The organism is Arthrobacter sp. TWP1-1, assembly GCF_049897845.1.
GTDB lineage: Bacteria > Actinomycetota > Actinomycetes > Actinomycetales > Micrococcaceae > Specibacter.
In genome coordinates this window covers 142,100-159,300 of record NZ_JAFCXC010000006.1, presented here as the reverse complement: position 1 = coordinate 159,300, position 17,201 = coordinate 142,100, and the positions used below count along the sequence as shown (strand labels likewise).

At 54.4% G+C, this 17,201-nt stretch carries 16 protein-coding genes and 3 pseudogenes; 14 read left to right on the top strand and 5 right to left on the bottom strand.

Going from position 1 to position 17,201, the window contains the following annotated elements; genetic code table 11:
• Positions 1 to 149: 149 nt before the first annotated feature.
• On the bottom strand, positions 150 to 377 hold the full coding sequence (locus ACP7B9_RS12475) for a hypothetical protein (RefSeq protein WP_425863811.1): 228 nt from the start codon (positions 375 to 377) through the stop codon (positions 150 to 152).
• A gap of 1,691 nt (positions 378 to 2,068) precedes the next feature.
• On the opposite strand from ACP7B9_RS12475, the gene ACP7B9_RS12470 reads away from it, so the two are divergent.
• The 11 genes and pseudogenes from ACP7B9_RS12470 (at position 2,069) to ACP7B9_RS12420 (ending at position 8,098) form a co-directional block, all read left to right on the top strand.
• Complete coding sequence (locus tag ACP7B9_RS12470; protein ID WP_425863810.1) at positions 2,069 to 3,214, top strand: mannose-1-phosphate guanylyltransferase; 1,146 nt, start codon at positions 2,069 to 2,071, stop codon at positions 3,212 to 3,214.
• A 40-nt stretch (positions 3,215 to 3,254) separates the two neighbouring features.
• A pseudogene (gene manB / locus ACP7B9_RS12465) lies at positions 3,255 to 3,665 on the top strand (phosphomannomutase/phosphoglucomutase); the annotation flags it as partial.
• A 186-nt stretch (positions 3,666 to 3,851) separates the two neighbouring features.
• Positions 3,852 to 4,004 (top strand): hypothetical protein, encoded by a 153-nt coding sequence (locus tag ACP7B9_RS12460; protein WP_425863808.1) that lies wholly within the window; start codon positions 3,852 to 3,854, stop codon positions 4,002 to 4,004.
• Positions 3,992 to 4,198: a hypothetical protein gene (locus ACP7B9_RS12455; protein ID WP_425863807.1), complete on the top strand. Its 207-nt coding sequence runs from the start codon at positions 3,992 to 3,994 to the stop codon at positions 4,196 to 4,198. Before ACP7B9_RS12460 ends, ACP7B9_RS12455 begins: the two co-directional genes overlap by 13 nt.
• A gap of 5 nt (positions 4,199 to 4,203) precedes the next feature.
• Positions 4,204 to 4,668, top strand: a complete 465-nt coding sequence (locus ACP7B9_RS12450; protein ID WP_425863805.1) for a VanZ family protein — start codon at positions 4,204 to 4,206, stop codon at positions 4,666 to 4,668.
• A 9-nt stretch (positions 4,669 to 4,677) separates the two neighbouring features.
• On the top strand, positions 4,678 to 5,301 hold the full coding sequence (locus tag ACP7B9_RS12445; protein WP_425863804.1) for a low molecular weight phosphatase family protein: 624 nt from the start codon (positions 4,678 to 4,680) through the stop codon (positions 5,299 to 5,301).
• A 456-nt stretch (positions 5,302 to 5,757) separates the two neighbouring features.
• Positions 5,758 to 6,192 carry a hypothetical protein gene (locus ACP7B9_RS12440; RefSeq protein ID WP_425863802.1) on the top strand — a complete coding sequence of 145 codons (435 nt, stop codon included), beginning with the start codon at positions 5,758 to 5,760 and terminating at the stop codon, positions 6,190 to 6,192.
• Positions 6,176 to 6,427 carry a transposase gene (locus ACP7B9_RS12435; protein ID WP_425863800.1) on the top strand — a complete coding sequence of 84 codons (252 nt, stop codon included), beginning with the start codon at positions 6,176 to 6,178 and terminating at the stop codon, positions 6,425 to 6,427. Before ACP7B9_RS12440 ends, ACP7B9_RS12435 begins: the two co-directional genes overlap by 17 nt.
• Before the next feature lie 168 nt (positions 6,428 to 6,595).
• A complete protein-coding gene (locus ACP7B9_RS12430) occupies positions 6,596 to 6,898 on the top strand; it encodes a transposase (protein WP_425863799.1) in 303 nt (100 codons plus the stop codon).
• A gap of 60 nt (positions 6,899 to 6,958) precedes the next feature.
• Positions 6,959 to 7,261 (top strand): transposase, encoded by a 303-nt coding sequence (locus ACP7B9_RS12425; protein ID WP_425863797.1) that lies wholly within the window; start codon positions 6,959 to 6,961, stop codon positions 7,259 to 7,261.
• A 432-nt stretch (positions 7,262 to 7,693) separates the two neighbouring features.
• A complete protein-coding gene (locus tag ACP7B9_RS12420; RefSeq protein ID WP_425863795.1) occupies positions 7,694 to 8,098 on the top strand; it encodes a hypothetical protein in 405 nt (134 codons plus the stop codon).
• 16 nt (positions 8,099 to 8,114) lie between these two features.
• Here the strand turns inward: ACP7B9_RS12420 and ACP7B9_RS12415 are convergent, their stop codons facing one another.
• From ACP7B9_RS12415 to ACP7B9_RS12400, 4 genes and pseudogenes are all read right to left on the bottom strand, one after another.
• Positions 8,115 to 9,041, bottom strand: a complete 927-nt coding sequence (locus ACP7B9_RS12415; protein ID WP_425863793.1) for an NAD-dependent epimerase/dehydratase family protein — start codon at positions 9,039 to 9,041, stop codon at positions 8,115 to 8,117.
• Entirely contained in the window at positions 9,041 to 10,123 is a 1,083-nt protein-coding gene (locus ACP7B9_RS12410; protein WP_425863877.1) for a glycosyltransferase, read from the bottom strand. Before ACP7B9_RS12410 ends, ACP7B9_RS12415 begins: the two co-directional genes overlap by 1 nt.
• A gap of 633 nt (positions 10,124 to 10,756) precedes the next feature.
• A complete protein-coding gene (locus ACP7B9_RS12405; protein WP_425863791.1) occupies positions 10,757 to 11,173 on the bottom strand; it encodes a hypothetical protein in 417 nt (138 codons plus the stop codon).
• 59 nt (positions 11,174 to 11,232) lie between these two features.
• A pseudogene (locus ACP7B9_RS12400) lies at positions 11,233 to 12,256 on the bottom strand (IS110 family transposase).
• 451 nt (positions 12,257 to 12,707) lie between these two features.
• Here ACP7B9_RS12400 and ACP7B9_RS12395 point away from each other — a divergent pair.
• The 3 genes and pseudogenes from ACP7B9_RS12395 to ACP7B9_RS12385 form a co-directional block, all read left to right on the top strand.
• Positions 12,708 to 13,300: pseudogene (locus ACP7B9_RS12395) on the top strand (IS110 family transposase); the annotation flags it as partial.
• Positions 13,301 to 14,972: 1,672 nt separating this feature from the next.
• Complete coding sequence (locus ACP7B9_RS12390; protein ID WP_425863789.1) at positions 14,973 to 16,289, top strand: O-antigen ligase family protein; 1,317 nt, start codon at positions 14,973 to 14,975, stop codon at positions 16,287 to 16,289.
• A complete protein-coding gene (locus tag ACP7B9_RS12385; RefSeq protein WP_425863787.1) occupies positions 16,276 to 17,196 on the top strand; it encodes a glycosyltransferase family 2 protein in 921 nt (306 codons plus the stop codon). The genes ACP7B9_RS12390 and ACP7B9_RS12385 overlap by 14 nt, the downstream gene beginning before the upstream one ends.
• Positions 17,197 to 17,201: the final 5 nt, after the last annotated feature.

Below are 17,201 nucleotides of genomic sequence, written 5' to 3'. Positions count from 1 at the left end.
CTGCTTCATTTGCTACGTGTCATACGTATGTTGAGGAAGACCCAATGTCCGCAACCCGCCCCTACTTATCAGCCGGCCGCTGCGACTCTGCCCCGGCGAGCATGTTCAGCAAGCGGACTACGGAACGCCGTTAAACTGAATGCACGCATTTACCGGCGCCGGACCACTCCGCCGATTGGCGCTGGCACTACCACGTCGATGGTTCCAAGAGTTGCACTGAGCCAGCGAACAGCGATCAGCGCAAGATCCAAAACTATGCTGGCGATGAGCTGGGCGACGGCAAGGTCCTGCGCCTGCGCCTGATTAATGCACTCACTGCCGCCCGCCAAACAGATGTCACCGCCAATGCTGATGGATGCACGCTCGCCCGGCGTCAACTCCTCACTAAGCCCGCGTCTGCGTAGGCGCCATATTAAGAGGGTCAGTAATCCGGGGCACATCGGATAAGTGGTGTTTTACAGCAGCATCCGGCACTACCGTAGACTCGCAGAGCAGCAGGATCGTGATTGCCACGGCGCCGGCATCCAGATTGTTTACCAACCAGGCTGAGCCGGATGAACAAGACCCACCTTCGAATATCCCTGGATGCCGCCGTCGTGTACCTCGCGGGCGCTCGTAGGTCGCCCAGCGAGCGGGCAGCTCCTCACGATCCTGAACTGGCTGCATAACCACGGCATGCCTAGGTTCAACGGCCGGCTAAGTGGAATTCCCGGCCAACGTCGCCATGTACATTCCGATGGGCTGCATTTCTTCCGCCTGGTTTGGGAATATCTGGCCAGATATCGTAATTGGCCTCTTGACTTCCTGACTGATCGAACTTGGCCAGGCGAAATTTCTGCCGGATCGATTCGCGACCGAAATGGATGCCTTAGCAAATACCATCGTCGCTGGCGTCGGTGCGGTCATTTATGGATGTACCCACAGTTTGAGAATTGATTCTGAAACGTCCCGCATGTCGAACTGACCGAGCCAGTTGCAAGCAATTTTCGGGGAATCAGACGAATGACCTGTAGCGCGATCTCATGAGCGTCACTCGTCCCTTCAGAACCCTGACGTTATGCTCGGCTAACATGTGCCGCTCCCACGTGGTCGAGCGCCTCCTCCAGCAAGGGCGTGACCTGCTTACACCGGGCGCCTACCAAGTCGAGAGTGCCAGCACCGGCGCCTCGGTCGGTTCACCTATGGAACCCATATCGCTGGATTAGTGCGTGTACTCGGGCCACCGCGGAAGGCTTTGCTGCACGCCAGCTAACCCCCGATTCATTGAACGAACAGGACCTTGTCCTACTTGATGGCACTCGCTCACCGCCGACTCACAGTCCCATTTGCCATGCTTCGAGACGGTTCACTTTACGATTTTCCCGAGCTAAAAGCTGCTTGAAAAAACACATAGGGGCACCCCAACAAGGGCCTACAGAATGCGCATAGTTGAGCTTCGCCCGCTCTCTCCTTCAGAAGACCTTTACACTCCGCGAACTGGCCAGAATCCTGCTGGATATCCTAACTCAACGAGGTGCAGATGTAGCGGCATGATGGGTCGGGGCGCGTAATCCCCCTCCCGCTCAGAGCTCGCAGCCTGCGCGGTCACGATCCCAATGACGATGATGTTGTGGATCCTTACGGCCGCTCTGATTACGTCTACGAGCCGATGCGCCGTGAAGTCACCCCAGCTATCCAAGTACTCATCGCGTGGGAACGCAAACATACTCAGGTACTTTAACCTAGGCAGCACTAACTCGGCCGGTGTGTTGCACCCTGCGCTTGAACCTTCTTCGTCGATACTGTTATACCAGAATTCACATTCTCGACATTTCGCATACCGGTCCTGGCTAGCTTGTGACTTGACTTTCCCGGGCCCCACGCGTGTCTCATTTGTTCACGGATGACGCAGCGTTGATTCAAATCTCCCTATTTAGTGCTGCCTGATCGAGATCCGCTGCGTTATGCGGAAATGTTACTTGCAAGTATTAGCAAAATAATTCAGTAGGAAAACAGCAATAAACCACACAAGGGTATATTGATTTCAGGGCATTACCTTACCTGCAAAAATGCAAAGTATGGTGTAATCATGAACACTCAAATTTTCGGCGGCACAGCTGCGCCCACATTGGATCCTTTGGACAGGTTTTATGCTGTGATCCCGGCTGGTGGAGTTGGTACGCGGTTGTGGCCGTTGTCCCGTGCTGCTGCCCCGAAGTTCCTGCATGACCTCACCGGTAGTGGCAGTACCTTGATTCGTGCCACGTATGACCGGCTTGAACCTCTCAGTGGCAGCCGTACCCTTTTGGTGACGGGGGATGCGCACCGCGAGGCTGTGTGTCGTCAGTTGCCGGAGATCGCTGATGAGAACCTGGTGTTGGAGACTGAACCTAAGGATTCCGGTGCGGCCATTGGTTTGGCTGCGGCGATCCTCTTTACTCGGGATCCGTCCGCGATTATGGGTTCCTTTGCCGCGGATCAGGTCATCAGCCCGGTGGAGAAGTTCCAAGAGGCCGTGCGTGAGGCTATCTACACGGCGGCAACGGGGAAGATCGTCACGATTGGTATCAAGCCAACCCATGCCTCTACCGGGTTCGGGTACATCCGTATCGGTGAGCCGTTGGTGGTTGCTGGTGCCCCGCGTGCCCATGCCGTGGCGAAGTTCGTGGAAAAGCCCAACGAGGAAATCGCCGAGCAGTATTTTGCTAGCGGTGAATACAGCTGGAACGCCGGAATGTTCGTGGCCCCGGTGGAATTGATGCTTCAGCACTTGAAAGCCAACGAGCCCACACTCTATGAAGGCCTGATGGAGATTGCTCTGGCTTGGGATACTCCTGAGCGGGTTGCGGTGAAGAATCGTGTCTGGCCGACCCTGCCCAAGATCGCCATTGATTACGCGGTGGCCGAACCGGCCGCCGATGCTGGTGATGTTGCCGTGATTCCGGCGGACTTCAGCTGGGATGATGTTGGAGACTTCGCCGCGATCGCACGGCTGAGCAGCGCCACGGAAAGTAAGAACGTGAAGGTCATCGGTGACGGGGCCCGCGTCTTCACCGAAGACAGCACCGGGATCGTTGTCTCCGACACCAAACGCGTGATCGCCCTCGTGGGGATCCAAGACGTCGTGGTCGTCGACACCCCCGACGCCCTCCTGATCACGACGCTGGCACATTCACAGCTGGTCAAAAAGGCCGTCGACGGCCTCAAAGCCCAAGGCAACACCGACGTCCTCTAGAATCTAAAGCATAGAAATTATGGCTAAACAGCAAGACTAGATCGCTAATTTGTCCGACTCTTTCAAGGCCTACGATGTTCGCGGGATCGTGGGTACATCCATCACCTCAGCCTCGGTGCAAGCCGTGGGTGCTGCATTTGTAGAGGTCTTGGGACTGAAAGGGCAGACGGTACTGGTAGGCGGCGACATGCGCCCCTCCTCCCCCGAGTTCTCCCAAGCCTTCGCCGCTGGCGCCTCGAGCCGCGGCGCGAACGTGAAACTCCTGAGCTTGATCTCCACCGATGAACTCTACTTCGCCTCCGGAATCCTCAACGCCGCAGGCGTGGTCTTCACCGCTAGCCACAACCCGGCCGAATACAACGGCATGAAAATGACCAAGGCCGGCGCCGTCCCCCTCTCCTCCGAGACCGGGCTCACCGAGATCCGCGACCTCGCCCAGTCCTACCTGAACCACACCCTTCGCGCCACCGCCCCCGGCACCGCGCTCGTAGCCCTCCGCGAGATCGCACGTGCCAAAGCCACCGGCGAGGAACGCCCCACCGTGATCCACAACCTCATGACCTCCCACGCCGTGCCCGAACTTATCTGTGTGTGATTGACTACCCGTAGGCCGGTTTAGCGTGGTTTTCCTGCCGGCTTGGCCATGATGGCAGGCAAGTTCATCGGCGTCTTCGGCGAAACCCGGCTGTTCACCAAAACTGCCAAGGCAGAGCTCGATGCCGGACTGGCCCGGATCGATGTCATCGGCTTGCGTTGCTGGCAGGGGTGGGCTTCGCTGTGTCCCCGCTGATCAGCGAACTCCGTTTTGGAAGCGCCCCGCACTACAGCCACGCGAAGATGGCCATCCTGGCTGGTTCGATCATCGCAGCACTGCTTGCCACCGTCGTGCTGCGCAGCCACAACCGACACTACCGTAGACTGGCAAAGCTGGAAGCGCGTGATGACAACGGCGACGGCATTCCGGAGGTTTACCAACAAGACTGAGTCATATGAACAAGCCACACCACCAAATCGCCAATGCAGCTACCCTCGTCTACCTCGTCGGAGTGGTCCTAGTAGTTTTCTGGCCCACCCCCGTGGACCGCCCCGCCAGCGGGCAGCTGCACATGATCCTTGATTGGCTCCATCAGCACGGCATGCCCATCTACATCGGTTACAACAAAGTAGAGTTCGCATCCAACATCGCCATGTTCATTCCCACGGGTTACATCGCAGCCACTTGGTTCAAGAACGTGGGGCTGGGCGTCATTATCGGGGCTCTGGCTTCCTGCCTGATTGAATTGAGCCAATGTCTGTTCCTGCCCGAAAGGTACGCGACAGGACTTGACGTCCTAGCCAACACCATCGGTGCCGGAATTGGCGCGGCCCTTTACTACGTGGTCCACCGGCTGTATCGGTTGCGTCTGCCCGACCCTCAGCGCCCCAGATGCAGGAATCTGGACGATGCACTGTAACGTGATCTCATGAGCGTCACTCCTCCCTTCAGGATCCTGACCGTCTGCACCGGCAACATCTGCCGCTCCCCCATGGTGGAACGGCTCCTCCAGCAAGGCCTCGACCTAATTACACCCGGCGCCTACATTGTAGAGAGTGCCGGTACCGGCGCCCTGCTGGGCTCTGCCATGGAACCGCACATTGAAGGATTTGTCCGTGTCCTCGGAGCTTCGGCGGAAGGATTTGCTGCACGTCAGCTAACTCCAGAAATCTTAGACACTCAGGACCTGGTTCTTGCTTTGACGAGAAAGCACAGAAGCCGCATCGTTGAACTCCGTCCAGCGCTACTGCGAAAAACCTTCACGCTGCGCGAACTGGCCAGGATTCTACCGCAAGTGCCGACACCACGGGGTGCAGTCGTTGCCCACAGGTGGTCCACCGCGATCCCGCTGGCCTTGCGTGCCCGCAGCCTGCAGGGCCACAATCCCGAAGACGACGACGTGGTCGACCCCTACCGCCGCTCTGACGATGTATATGAACAAATGCGCCAACAAATCACGCCCGCCGTTCAAGTACTACTCGACTGGGAACGCCAGAATACTCAAGCGCTCCGCCCCCGGCAGCACAACGCTAGTGGAACCGGTCACCACTGATATTGGTTACGCTACGATGCCGGGTACGAAAATATCGATGCAACGTGCCGGGGATATCCCGGCACGCTTGCCATTAAGTGAACTCGCTCCCGGACTGCGTGTCCTCGATTCTCAAGTAAAGCTGATTACCCACGCGATCAGGACGGCCGCATACAACACCGTGATGGCCCTTGCCGGGGGAATCCGGCTGATGGGGCTAACCGGCTCTTCGTGGTTTGTGGTGATTTGAGTTCTTGATTTAGCTATACAAAGGGCCCGTGGCCCTGCTGGGATGAGTGTTATCTACGCGTTCAACCTGAACAGGACCACGAGCCTACCGTCATGGCGGTTGATGCTGCCACCATGCTTTTCAATCTGCCCGACTACCGCGTCATATCTACGGTCGTGACCGCTGATGGCTGCCGCCAAGTCATTGTTAAAAGCGAGTAACCAAAGGGCTGTCCTAGCTGTGGAGTGGTGGCTACACGCAGGAAGGAACGCCGCTTCCAACGGATCCGCGACATTCCCGTCGCCGGGAAGATTGAGGTGTTGTGGCGAAAGTACCGCTGGTACTGCCACGAGTTGGCGTGTGAGCGGCTGTCGTTCTTTGAATCCACCAGCCAAGTTCCTACTAGGGCGCGCTCTACGGGCAGGCTCCACGATCATTTGGTGGATGCAGTGATCCGCTCAGGCCAGGCCTTGTCAGAGACCGCGGCCGGGTTCGCTGTCTCTTGGTGGATGGTCAGGGCTGCAGTGAACGAAGCTTGCCTGCTCAAGTTCCCAGACGTCGATGCTGTGAGGCCACGGATGCTCGGCATTGATGAGCACCGCTTCCGCTCCGTTCGCTACTTCAAAGACCCAGATACCAAGGCGTGGCAACGATTCGAGACAAGAGATGACAACCATCGTTGACCTCGATTGCGGTCAAGTCCTGGGCGTTGTAGGCGGCCGCGACCACACAGGCGTTGGGGCGTGGTTGATCCAACGACCATTGGACTGGCGTCTCGGAGTGCACGTAATGGCCATTGACCCCTCAGCTGCCTTCCGCATAGCACTACGGATGTGGCTGCCTAGAACAGCGGTGGCGGTGGATCACTTCCACCTGGTCTCTCTGGCGAACCAGGCTGAGACCGAGGTTCGCCAATAACTCTCTCACCAGGTTCATGGCCGGCGCGGACGGGCCGTGGATCCAGCTTGGGCACACCCATTGTTGCTTCTACGAGCTGGCGACACACTCTCAGATAATGCGTGCGCAAGGATGGAGAAAGTCTTCACCACGGACGATCCGATCGGGAAACTCAAGGCAGCCTGAGAGGTGAAAGAACAAGTGAGATTCTTGTTGCGCACCGGCTCCTTAGAAGATGCCGAGCTGGCCAAGGAACGCCTCGAAGAGTTGGTACAAGAATCGAAGCAACCGGAGACGACCAGGCTCTGGCGGACTATTTGCCGCTGGTGGAAGGAAATCGAGATTCTCATCGTTACCGGTGCCACTACAGGAAAAGTCGAGGTGAACAGCACCAGTATCAAGCACATCAAACGAACTGCTCGTGGCAACGGCAACCCAAACAAGTACACATCAGTTATTTTCTTGAGAAATGCCGCCCGAACGACGGTATGACACTCACCCAGGAATCCAAATCCCCACGAACCACCAAGAGCCCTCAAAGCGGCTTGGGACGTGAAAGAACAAGTCCGGACGCTACTGCGCACCGGATCTTTGGAGGATGCCGAGCTGGCGAAGGAAGACCTTGAACATCTCGAGCAGGAATCCAATCAGCCCGAGACGACCACGCTGTGGCGGACCATGTGCCGGTGGTGGAAAGAGATCGAAGTTCTCATCGTCACCGGCGCCACCACAGGAAAAGTAGAAGCCAACAACGCCAGCACATCAAACACATCAAACGCACCGGTCGTGGATTCGTCAATAGCGCCGACTACACAGCACGTATTATGCTCAGGAGCGCCGCCCGAACAGCGGTGAATCATCCATGACAACAATGGAATTCACCACGAACCGAGGAGAGCCGAGAAAGTCTTCACCACCGACGATCCGACCGGGAAGCTCAAAGCGGCTCTCCGTTGTCTGACTCACCGCGGTACCGCTTAACTTGAAAATTCCGCCCCGGGCACACGAATTCACCAGTGGTCTTAATTCAGATTCTTCGTTGGCCAAAACTCTATGTCTGGGTTTTCAGGACTCGGTAATCGTCCAGATTGAAGATCGTGGTGACAGCACCAGGGTGCACCAAAGTAAGCTCGTTCAAGGCTCGTAGTCCTGTCATCGATGAATGTGTCAGAACATCCATCCCAACAGGGCTACGAGCCACCTTTGTTCAAGGACACGAAACCAGAAATCACCACGACGGACGGAAGGCCACTGATGCCTCAGGCCCAGGTCCTCGACCAACACGCGATGACCATCACCCGAGAGATTCGCACCAACGCCGGCTACAAATGCGTCGACGACAAATCCCCCGCCCTGCTGCGCCAGGCCTTCAACCAGTCCGATGACATAGACCCCTTCGAACCCGGCCACCTGATTATCACCTTGGACCCGCTAACCACCAAAGCCAAAACCCAGGCCATCGACGAGCTCTGTCAACACCTCACAGCCACCGAAATCCGCTACGTCGGCACAAAGGTAATCCTCAAATACGCCATCAAAATAAGACCCGATACTAAAGGCATTACATCGCCGACCGGAGCCCTGAATCTTCGGCACACCATCATACCTTTATCCGCATGCAACTCTGTTTTACTTTTCAAGCTATTGATTCTGATAATTGCTGGAAGTTTCTCAGGGCAGAGCACGCATTAGACTACCTCATTAAGCGTTAATTAGGAATTTGAATCGATTCCCATGTTTTGTGGATACCTTGATTCAGAGAAATCTTAGTTTTCGTCGCAAAATCATCCTGAAATCGAGTCATATCTAAAACAGCACGATGAACATACGTCGGTGGCATCTCGCGATATTCGATGGGAAACTCAATACCGGTAATCTGACGGATAATACCAAATATCTCCGAGACCGACGTTCCAATACCGCTTCCAAGATTATAGGTTTGATAATTTCCCTTCACCTCCAAGCTCGAAGAAATCATGTCGACCAAATCTTCTACGTACAAATAGTCGCGAACCATCGAGCCATCTCCGAACTGGACTACGGACTGTCCCGATAAAATGCGTCGCAAGACAATGGGAATCAACCCTTGTGGCTTAACTGGATTCTGTCGGGGCCCGTACGGATTCGAAATCCTAAATATGCGATAATTCAACCCTTTGGTAACGCGAAAATATTCTAGATAATGCTCGAGTGATAACTTGGAAATAGCATAAGGAGATTTGGGGTTCGTCTGATTTTCTTCGCGCAATGTAGCATGCGGCGTCTCTCCGTAGACCGCTCCTCCAGATGACGCAAAGTAAACATCAGGAACATTCGCGCGCACGCACGCGTCAAAAAGTGCGACAGATTGGGCGGTATTTACCCTGATGTCAAGTAAGGGATCGTTGTAGGCCGTTGCCGGAGTCGTAACTGAAAGAAAATGGAAAACTTCATCTTTTCCTGCAACCGCACTACGAAGATCGTCAACATTAAGAAAATCACCTGCATGCGTACGAATATCTGGCGAAATAAAATTACGGATCCCGTGAGAAAACCGATCGAATACTGTAACTTCCCTACCCATCTCTACTAGTTTATCAGCTAAATGAGAACCAATAAATCCATTTCCCCCTATTATCAAAGACTTCTTCATCATTATTCCGATGCTCCTAGATAAATGGCCATGGACTGAGTCCCGAGATTTCGATCAGTAAGATTTGTTATTGCCCGTTCTTGCGAAGCCTTTGACATTTTATTTCTCAACTCCGAATCTCGAATTAGCCTTTGTGTTCGTTCGATCAGGTCGTCATCCGAATCGCAAATATATCCAGTCTCACCATCGACCACCACATCGCAATTCCCAACAATATTTGAAACTACGGCGGGGATGCCCGCTGCTTGTGCCTGTATGAGCGCCAAAGGCATACCTTCCCAAAGAGTAGGGAATAAGAATATATCGAGATCTGTCATTGCTTTTTTTAAATCACTTGGTGATAGCCATCCGGTCGGTTTGTTGTCACCCAACCAGAGCAGTTCTTTGTCGCGATCCCCGCCTCCGATCCAGATAAAGTCAGCCTCTTTAGCCAACGAATCTGCCACGGCCCGAAATTTCCAGGGCGCTTTCTGGTAGGTAACTCTTGCCACAATTCCGACACGTGGTCGTCGATTCCCTTTCTCACTATCGCGACTCAATCCGCCGGTCGAGTTTCCATGTTGCACAATTGAATGCTCGTCAACGCCCGTATTCATGATAAAAGTGTGTTTAGATATTAGAGCGTCGTCAGCTATGCGCTTTTCACTCTTGCAAGTTAATATTAGTCCGTCACCTATCAAGGAGAGTAATGATTCGATATGCCTAATAATGCCTCGCATTACGCTTGGGAGATCCTCTCTCAGGAATGCGAATCCGTGTGGAGAGTAAAAAATCTTTGTACTTCTTGAAGAAAAGAGATGTACAATTCGACCAATTATTCCGGCTTTTGCTGAATGTAGATGTATAACATCAAATAGATCACTATTTTCGGCCTGAAATAATGCTTTCACCAAGGCAATATAATTTTTGAATTTGGAATGCCCAACGGTGAATGACTTCAAACGTGTGTTTTTGTTGAAATGCTGTCTAAGTTCTGCAGGAGAAGGCGATTCAGGCCTAGACAGGTAGAAGACCGAGACGTGAGCTCCCTCGTCAATTTGCCTCCTGGAGATTGACTGCAAGAGGGTTGCCGTCCCTGCCGCCATCGATTCCGTCACGTGAAGTATGCGCATTGGTCGTTCCATCTTGCAAGCAGCCTGTTCCTCAATGTTTTTGCGCCGAGTCCATGTTGTCGGCACCTTAGTTTTCGTGCAGTCGGGCATGACCTATGGGTTCACGACCCTAACTCATTCGATTAATCTCATTTTCTTACGTTCAACGATGACCCAAATCGTTTATCTCTCGCGCCTGGAAGGTAATGGTGCAACAGTCTGTTGATCGTTATCAAAGCCTAGCCGAATGTTCGGCACCCTATGTGTCAGGCTGGAGCGCTACTACAGTGACAGAGCAAGTCAGCTCGGTAGCGGAGGGTGTTTTCGGGCGCCCTATTTGACGATGGCGGTGCCGCGTTGAACGCCGATGGTATTGGCAGGTTTAGTCGTCATCGTGGCGCGGTGGCCGGCATACTGCCAGGCGCGAGGAGATAGCAATTAGTTGCGTCGTCATGGTGACGCCTGTTTCTGGCCACAGCAATTCATGGTCTCGTCGCTTTTTCAGGTGCGTAGTGGCGGACTTTGCAGGTTACCTCGTGTGAAGAGCCCGATCAGTGTTCAGGGCGGGAGCTCGGCGTCCACGTGTTGCCGGAAGGCCAGTGCGGTGCCGGTCAATATATTCAAGCTCTAGCCGAGCAGGCTCGGCCACTGTTTGAAGCGGACTACGCTGTCGGGGTTGACGCGGAACGCGTGCCGGACTGCCTGCTCGTACAGCCAGTGGGCGTGCGATTGCCGTACCCAGCGTAACCAGCGGCGCAGCGTCGTGAGGAGCCGGCCCATGTGGGTACCGATGACCTCGAGGGTGTCGGTCCGGCGCGTGGACAATGTGGCCGGCAACAAAACTTGGGCGCGGCCGGCGCGCCGTGGCCGCACGGTCAGCCGTTCATCGCTCAGGCCCAGCACGGTGACAGTCCGGGCATGCCCGTGGGGACGCAGCCTTGCAGAACAATCCGGGTAGGGCATTTCGCTTATCGGCAATGCCGCCTCGGTCTGCCCGGGGCCGCCCACTACCGTCGTCATACCTGCTCCTGTCTGCCTGTTCAACGCTCATGTCAATGACTCTTTTACCACGCCGGCTTCTTAGGGTGCCTCTATGTGTTTTTTCAAGCAGCTTTTAGCTCGGGAAGATCGAAAAGTGAACCGTCTCGAAGCATGGCGAACAGGACCGTGAGTCGGCGGTGAGCTAGTGCGATCAAGGCTTGATTGTGGCGTTTTCCTTGGCGCGTTTCCGGTCGTGGTAGGCACGGCTGGTGGGGTCGAATCTGATCGAAGCGAAGGCCGAGAGGAAAAGTGCGCGTTTCAGGCGTTTGTTCCCTGAGTGGCTGACGCGTTCGGATTTGATCGAGGTGCCCGACTGGCGCGTGGTTGGCGCCAAACCTGCGTACGAGGCTAAGGATCTGGCGCTGCTAAAAATCTTGCCGAATATCTCGGCGATGATGATCGCTGCGGTCCTGACGGCGACCCCTGACAAGGAAGTCTGGACCGGCTAAAGAGGGTGGGCCTCCACCATTTTCTCTAGGTGGTTGCCTGCATCAAGGCGCTGAGCATGCAGCCAGATGAGTTGGTTGGTTAGGAAGCAAGGACGTCAAGAACAGCGTCGTGGTCGAGCCAAGGGCCAAGAGCGCGTTCCAGAGGCGGGTGGATTTGGGTAAAGAGCCCGCGGATTCGATTGCTCGTTTGCGTGATCTGGCGTGCCAAGTCCAGATCGAAACCGGTGAGCACGCCTAACGTGGCTTCATCCTCATCAGCAATCTCGATGCTGCGAAGGGTGTGAGGCATGGTGCGAGCCGCGTCCGCGATGATGAACGCGTCTTTTTCACCGGTTTTCGCGGTTCCCGGATACATGTCCGCGATCCGTCGCATCGATAACCTTGGCAGGTAGGCAGCCGGGATACCAAGGTGCTGTGCCACAGCGACAGCTAAGGCGCCGATGGTCGCGGTTTGGTCCACGACGACGAGAACAGTGCCTTTGGCACTCATCTGTTGATAGACGGTGGTGAGCTTAGATTCGTCGTTGGGAAGGGTTGTGTTCCAGATTTTCGTGCCGTCTCTGGTGAAGGCACAGGCCCAGTGGTCGGTTTTACCGACATCTAGGCCCAGGAATATTCGGACGTCATTAGTGATCATGGCTAGTGCTCCTTTGAACTAGTTCTTGTTCAAGGCCGACCAACCGTCGGTAGCAAAGTCTTACATCCACGTTATGACAGGCGCCCATGTTTTGGCGCCGCGCCCTAATCCGCAATGACCTCGCTGCCATCCCAATCTCGGTGGCAACACCCCCTGTGAGTATTGATGTGGCTGGTCTGTGACTGGGTGGCCGGGTAGGTACTGGTTGTCCTTTCTTGACGGTGGCTCGGCACCCGCTCGGCCCAACGTGGGCCTTGGATCCGAATTGTCCCGTCACGCCGGGAATGGCTAGTGCCCGCCTTGTCCGCTTCGAAGGCTTGATAAGAAGATTGCCCAGACATTGTGCCCGTGGCTCATCACAGGAATGCCTCGCGAGTGACCTTCAACATGCCGCGGCCGGACTACGGCATGATTTTTCTGAACGCCTACGAGAAAGGAACCAGTTTAGGCGTCCACTGTCGCGCACCTATGTCAGTTCGTCTTTGGTGTAGATACCCACGCCCGTACCCATACTTATGCTGTGACTGCAGCCAACGGTGAGCAACTTGGCCCCGAAGCCTTCCCGAATACATCCTCAGGAAGAAAGCGTGCGATCGCCTGGGGAGCGCGTCGCACTCAAGGCGACGCAGATACGCTCTGGGTCACTGAAGGAGTTGGCAGTTACGGTGCTTTGCTGGCCGGCGCTGCTTCAAGGACCGGGTAACGAGTGGTGGAAGCGCCGCGGATATATGCTCCTGCCCGGCGCCGTGCAGGGAAGTCAGATCCGTTGGATGCCGAAGCTATTGCTGCGGCCCCGCTACGACTTTAAGAAAAAATATACGCAATCCACGACAGGACTTCGGAAATAGTGCTGCCCTCCATATTTTGGTGGCCGCAAAAGAACAGATGACGCATGAGCGGACAGCCAACGTCAACGCACTCACTGCTCTCTTACGGACCATTGACCTAGGTATCGATGCTCGGAAGCCTCTGAGTGAGGCGCAGATTGCAGCGACAGCTCTTTGGCGTCAACGAGCTGAAGAAATGTCGCTTTCCATCGCGCGTATGGGACCGAGCAACGCTTGACAAACATAGACGGGTCGACGTTCAACACCGGAGTACCAAGATTCCGATTCTAGTGTGGAGAATCACATCACGGCTGGTCCCCTCCAGGTGATGCGATGCGCGCTCTACACTGTAGACTGGTCGTAATTTTTGTCCAGTCGGAGGAACGCGTAAAGGATCGATGTGGGGCAGTTAACGCATTACGCTTTGCGGATATCTTTGCCGGACATTTACAGGACAACAATGGAAAAGAATATGGCAGTACGCTGGGCACGCACGACACGGCTTATTCCTATCCGAGTACCTAAGACCAGCCAAGAGGTCTATGAGGGGAGTAGAGATTGCCAAGCGAGGATAGAAGCCACGATATCCATTTGCTACGTAAGTGATAGTTATTGGCAAATTTTGTGAGAGTTCCCTATTTTAGAATTTCAGAGAAGCACCGTTGGTCCTACTTGTATCCACCTCACGGCCGATATCGAGCAAAGTTCGAACAAAGTTCGAGCAAAGTTCGAAATTGCCACGATTTCTTAAGGGTTCTAAGCACTGACCTTTCTTAAGGGTTCTAAGCACTGACCTCGATTTCGTTCCTTGTATGCATGGCTCAACACGAATCTACTTCTCCAATTCACCCTGCAGCACGTGTTTGCTTCGAAAGGCAGTCATTCTCGTTGGCAACTATTCTCCACGTAACCGAGTGCGTTGTGGGCGGTGACCCTACCGTCATTCGCTCCATCGCGCAGAACGCCGTCGCGGTCAAACACATCGTTCCCTGGCCTGAAGGGAACGATGGTACTTCGGATAGGACCTCTGTGCACCTCCTCTCTTGCGGGGCCCCACTCCGGATAGGGGCTCTGCGGAGGATTAGGGCCTCCGCAGAGGCAGCCATTGTCCACGCAGAATTCAGCTGGGCAGCCCTATTTGCTCGAGTCCTACCCGGATCGACTGCCGACTACCCGCCAAACGCTTTCGCGTTCCAAGGACGAAGTGGATGGATACGTCGAATGCTGTTTTGGGTAGATGAGCGAATGCTGGCGCACATTACAAGAGCTTTCGCCGTGGGCTCCGCGGAAGAGCTTCCCGGGGCTAAGGACCTTAGTAAGTCTGTTCCGACTTTCGTCGTCTCTAACGCCTCATCCTCAAAGGGGATGATCAATACGTCTAGGGTTCAAAGTCGGTCCTGTAACACGATAGTTGGTAGAAACGTTCCGAAGGACGATCCGATCCTAGTCGCGCCGATTAGTAGCGTCGCCTCCCGGGGACGGAAGCATGATCGACAGTCCGATTGGATCGGTTATGGATATGATCGCCGCAGCAGAAAAATCGACGACAACAACGTAATCCTAACCGATTGGCTCATCTCAGTGGAGTTGTTGGAACAACGCGTTTCAGCCGATTTAAATGTCCCTACGGCACGGTGTGAGGGATTTCAGACTAGCGGTTTGGACGACCTGACGCCGGACGTCCCTATTCTGGTTCGGCACGTTCAGTCACGCCCGGGCTACGGAGTCCCCAAGTATAAATCCGTTAACAAGGCACCAACACTCATTGATACCTACTGCTTCGCAGGCAAACATGACACATCAACCATGGCCGTTCAGCGAAGAGTTGGGGAAATAACAAATGAAACGAGGCAAGTTAACGCTGTGCTCGCCACCTGTAAGGCCGTGTCGTGAATATCAAATCGAATTCCAGACCACCTGGAGCGTTTCCTGTCAGTAATCGAACCCAACACGTATCGTTATTCGGTGCTGCGCTAACGATTATGGCGATGCTCTATGCACACTCTGGATTTGCTACCCAAAATTTCGTACTTTATGGGTTGGTAATTGTAAGTGCCATGCTTGCGCTGAGCTCATCGCGCCCACTACAAGCCACTAAATGCTTTCCCTTTATTGCAGTCTTTTTTCTCTACGGCACAATCAGTATTGCATGGAGTGATTCACCCAAGCAGACTACGGGAGCACTGGCCGTTGCATTTGCCGAACTTGTGATTGGCCTGTGGCTCGGACGCTTAGGGGGCGATCGTTCTTCATCGAGGACAGTTCAACTCGCTTTCGTTTCGATTGCGGTGGCCTGCCTAATTTCCGGAATTCTGGTGCCGGAACTTGGAAATAATGCCAGCGACGATGGCTGGCATGGCCTGATGAGTTCCAAGAATGAGCTAGGAATATTTGCGGCCTTTGCCCTTCTGCACGTCGTCACCTATGGCCGCCGTAAGGGCCGTATCGTCAGAATTGTTCTGCTCGGTCTAGTCTTGCTCCTTTCGCGGTCACAAGGAGCGCTGGTGGCCGCGCTGGCGGCACTCGCAATTCAACTCATGGCATCACGCATCTATTTTCCGAAGTTGCGAACCCACCGATTGAAGCATGGCAGACCTCTTGCATTCATAGCCGGAGTCTTAGTCCTAGTAGGAACGGTTTGGCTCGTCGGCGGCCAACTTTTGGCGCTGCTCGGCAAGGACGCGACCCTTACGAGACGCACGGATATTTGGCAGGTGTTACTAACTTGGGGCGAACTCGAGCCCTGGTTCGGCGGAGGCTTCGCAGCTCAACTATATTCGGGATCGGCAATGCAGTCTGCCATTCAGATGGTTGCAGGGCCCACCGTTCACACCGCGCACAACGGCTACATTCCAGTCTACTTAGGTCTGGGATGGTTGGGAGTTACTCTTTTTACTGTGGCGCTATGGTCAGTTCCCTTAATAATCCACAGAATCAGAAGATTAAATGTGCACGCCACACGTACTGACGTCCTCTATGCAATTGGAACATTAGTTGTCTACCTCGTAATTGCAATCTCAGAGGACACTACATTCAAGCGCGGCGCATTGCTGTGCCTAATGATTGCCGTCGGACGCCTATCGCGTCATGTAGAGTTACACGGTGGCGGCCATGGGGATCCTAGCCTGATGGTTGCATCGAAGCTCACATCTCACTTACCTCAGGCTGTTGTAATTCAATCGAAAGGCCGCCGTGACATCTCTTAATCCCCCCTCCACGCTAACCCAGCACCTGCCTGCAGTCGCAGTTATAATGACCGCATACAACGCTGAGAGTACAATTTATAAGTCTCTAAAAAGCGCTCTCCTGCAAGACTACGCAGGGCCACTCAAAATTATCGTAGTGAATGACGGTTCAACCGATAACACACAGGGCGTTATAGAGTCACTTGGCAGTCGGTTAATTGAAGTCTATTCAACGGGCCGACTTGGGCGTGTCCGCGCTCTAAATTTTGCCCTCGATGCTGCTAAAGGAAGCGAATTCATAGCCAATCTTGATTCGGACGATTTTATGCTTCCAAACCGTATTTCTAAGCAGGTTGAGGCATTGGTCGCGGACCCTTCTTTGGGTGTAGTCGGCTCCGCATACTTCGAAGTGCATCTGAGCAACAGTAGCGACGCTGCATCGATATTCGAGGTTTCACCACCAACGTCCGACGAAAATATGCGTCGCGCGATGGCAAGTGGTTTTCCGATTTGTCACAGCTGCGCTACTTACCGACGACAAGTTGCAGTGGAATTGGGAGGTTTCAACTCCCTACTTAAGGCACGGATCGACTTCGATCTTTGGCTCAGAATGGCTATCGCTGGATACCGCGTCGTGAATCTGAGCGATACTTTGGGTATACATATTAAACGCACCGGCACATTCTTCGATAAGCAGTATTCAACCATAAGATCAGCACGTCAGATGGCCCGTCTCAACTATATAGCTGCCGGACGGTTAACTTTGGGTATTCAGGGCTACTTTACGGCTACGGCAAGACTCGGGTACTCACTATTACGCTCACAAAGCGTGAAACGGACGCCTCGCTTCAGTAAGTGCATAGACCCCTCCTCCGACCAATACAGGGCGATATCAGAAACCGCAAAAGCGGGAATGGTCAAGGCTTAGCCTAA

Excerpts from the sequence above, each read along its gene's own strand:
- ACP7B9_RS12470 (WP_425863810.1), top strand. The coding sequence starts at position 2,069 with ATGAACACTCAAATTTTCGGCGGCACAGCTGCGCCCACATTGGATCCT.
- ACP7B9_RS12450 (WP_425863805.1), top strand. The coding sequence starts at position 4,204 with ATGAACAAGCCACACCACCAAATCGCCAATGCAGCTACCCTCGTCTAC.
- ACP7B9_RS12445 (WP_425863804.1), top strand. The coding sequence starts at position 4,678 with ATGAGCGTCACTCCTCCCTTCAGGATCCTGACCGTCTGCACCGGCAAC.
- ACP7B9_RS12435 (WP_425863800.1), top strand. The coding sequence starts at position 6,176 with ATGACAACCATCGTTGACCTCGATTGCGGTCAAGTCCTGGGCGTTGTA.
- ACP7B9_RS12420 (WP_425863795.1), top strand. The coding sequence starts at position 7,694 with ATGACCATCACCCGAGAGATTCGCACCAACGCCGGCTACAAATGCGTC.
- ACP7B9_RS12415 (WP_425863793.1), bottom strand. The coding sequence starts at position 9,041 with ATGATGAAGAAGTCTTTGATAATAGGGGGAAATGGATTTATTGGTTCT.
- ACP7B9_RS12410 (WP_425863877.1), bottom strand. The coding sequence starts at position 10,123 with ATGGCGGCAGGGACGGCAACCCTCTTGCAGTCAATCTCCAGGAGGCAA.